The organism is Selenomonadales bacterium (genome assembly GCA_017442105.1).
In the GTDB taxonomy this organism is placed as follows: Bacteria; Bacillota; Negativicutes; order RGIG982; family RGIG982; genus RGIG982.
Window position 1 is genome coordinate 1 of record JAFSAX010000058.1, and the last position, 2,655, is coordinate 2,655.

The 2,655-nt window shown below is 52.1% G+C and carries 3 protein-coding genes; 2 read left to right on the plus strand and 1 reads right to left on the minus strand.

Translation table 11 applies throughout. From position 1 onward, the window contains the following. A partial coding sequence (gene serC, locus IJN28_02545; protein ID MBQ6712655.1) for a 3-phosphoserine/phosphohydroxythreonine transaminase occupies nucleotides 1-692 on the minus strand: 692 nt, incomplete at its 3' end. A 195-nt stretch (nucleotides 693-887) separates the two neighbouring features. On the opposite strand from serC, the gene IJN28_02550 reads away from it, so the two are divergent. Together IJN28_02550 and IJN28_02555 are read left to right on the plus strand one after the other, a co-directional pair. Continuing rightward, complete coding sequence (locus tag IJN28_02550) at nucleotides 888-1,040, plus strand: hypothetical protein (protein ID MBQ6712656.1); 153 nt, start codon at nucleotides 888-890, stop codon at nucleotides 1,038-1,040. Between the two features lie 113 nt (nucleotides 1,041-1,153). Continuing rightward, nucleotides 1,154-2,655, plus strand: a 1,502-nt coding sequence (locus tag IJN28_02555) for a phosphoglycerate dehydrogenase (protein MBQ6712657.1), incomplete at its 3' end; no start/stop codon positions are given.

Genomic DNA, 2,655 nt, shown 5'->3' on the forward strand with positions numbered 1-2,655 from the left:
TGCGTCTGGTAACGGAGCATCGTCGGGATGTTCGCATTGACAGGAGCGGCTTCGAGAAGCTCACGGCGAGCAACAACGACCGTTACACCGGACGGACCGAGGTTTTTCTGTGCGCCTGCATAGATAAGCGAGAATTTGGAAGCGTCGAACGGACGGCTGAGCATATCGGACGACATGTCAGCGAAGAGCGGAACATCGCCGAAGGACGGCAATTCCTGCCACTGCGTACCGAAGATGGTGTTGTTCGACGTGATATGTACGTATGCCGCATTGTCGGAGAGTGCGATCTCATCCATCGACGGAATACGAACATAGTTTTCGCCTTCCGTCGTAGCCGCAACGTGCGTCTGACCGATCATTTTTGCTTCTTTGAGAGCCTTTTCAGACCAAGCACCCGTCAGGATATAGTTACCGACTTTGCCTTCGCCGAGGAAGTTCAGCGGCATCATAGCGAACTGCGTGCTGGCACCACCCTGAAGGAACAGTACCTGATAGTCGTCGCCAAGACCGAGAAGCTCTTTCATCGTAGCTTCAGCCTGATTGTTCACTTCGTCATAAGACGGAGAGCGATGGCTGATCTCAAGGATAGACATACCCGTGTTATCGAAATTCAAAAATTCATCTTGTGCTTGTTTGAGTACTTCGAGCGGAAGCGTTGCAGGGCCCGCGTTGAAGTTGTAAATACGGTTCATGGTGAAAACCTCCCCGAAATAAAGTGCTTTTTCTTTTAATTCTAACTCGATGCGAGATTTTGTCAAGGGCGAAATTGGCAGAAACTTTTTTAATTTCTGCACACAAAAAAACGTTGACAAGAGACAGATGTACGGCTATAATGGATATGTAATAACGCAAACAGACAACGCAATGAACGGGAAGCTGTGAAGCACGTGTCTATCAGAGAGCCGACGGTCGGTGTGAGTCGGCAGGCAGGCAAGCAGTTCCGCCCGCAAGCATTCGGTGATGAGCCGAACGGGTTTCGCCCGATACCGCGAACCGGAGGGACGCATATGCGTCTGAACTGGGTGGCACCGCAGGGATAGATATCTCGCCCCAAGATGAGGGGCGGGATTTTTTTATTATCGGGGTGCCGAGCGGAATCGAGCGTGTTGCTTTGCGTTGAGATATCCAATAGAGATAAGGAGAGATGACAACAATGAAAGTATTAGTATGTGACGGCGTATCGCCGAAAGGTATTGCGATCTTGGAACAGGATTTTGAGGTAGAAGCGCGCAAAAAGATCAGCGCAGAAGAGCTTCTTGCCGAAATTCCGAATTATGACGGTCTTATCGTTCGTTCTGCCAGCAAAGTAACGGCAGAAGTGATCGAAGCTGCGAAGAACCTCAAAGTTATCGGCCGTGCAGGTGTCGGCGTTGACAACATCGACGTAGAAGCGGCTACGAAAAAAGGTATCATCGTTCTCAATGCACCGGAAGGCAACACGATCGCGGCAACGGAACATTCGGTCGCTATGATGCTCGCTATGGCGCGCAACATTCCGCAGGCGCACCAGTCCCTCAAAGGTGACCGCGAATGGAGAAGAAGCGACTTCGTCGGTGTCGAGCTTCGCGGCAAAACGCTCGGCGTATTCGGCATGGGCCGTATCGGCAGCGGCGTAGCAAAACGCGCTCTCGCAATGGAAATGAACGTCATCGGTTATGACCCGTACCTCAACGAAGAACGTGCAAAACAGCTCGGTATCGAGATCGGTACGGTAGACGAAATTTATGAAAAAGCAGACTTCATCACGCTTCATATGCCGAAAACGCCGCAGACGAAAGGCATGATCGGCGCGGAAGCGATCGCAAAAATGAAAGACGGCGTTCGCATCGTCAACTGCGCACGCGGTGGTATCATCGACGAAGCGGCTCTTGCAGAAGCTCTCAAAAGCGGTAAAGTCGCAGGCGCGGCGATCGACGTATTCGACGGCGAACCTGTCAACATGGACAATCCGCTCCTCGACTGCGACAACATCGTCGTTACACCGCATCTCGGCGCATCGACGAAAGAAGCGCAGATCGGCGTAGCAGTAGACGTAGCTTACGGTGTCGTAGCGGCACTCAAAGGCGAACCTGTTATGACGGCAGTCAACATGGCACACGTTGCACCGCACGTGATGAAACAGATCCGTCCGTTCTTCAGCCTCGCTGAACGCATGGGCTGTACGGCAGTCAACCTCGCCGACGGCGCGATCAAGAGCGTCGAAGTCGAATACACGGGCGAACTTACGCAGTACGACACGAAAATGCTCACGACTGCGGCTATCAAAGGTATGCTCAACCCGATCCTCAACGAAGATGTCAACTACGTCAATGCACCGGGCATGGCTGCACAGCGTAATATTAAGATAAAAGAAGTAAAACTCAACGAAACACGCGCGTTTGCAAACCTCATCACGCTCAAGATCGTATCCGAAAAAGGTGCGCACATCATTCAAGGTACGCTCTTCGGCGATGAAGAACGTCTTGTAAGCATCGACGGTCAGCGCGTAGACGTTGATCCGCACGCACGCCTTCTCATCTGTCCGCATATCAACAGACCGGGCGTTATCGGTACAGTCGGTACGCTCCTCGGCGGCAAAGGCATCAACATCAGCGGCATGCAGGTCAGCAAAACGGAAGACCAAGGCACTAACATCATGGTACTTACGGTAGACAA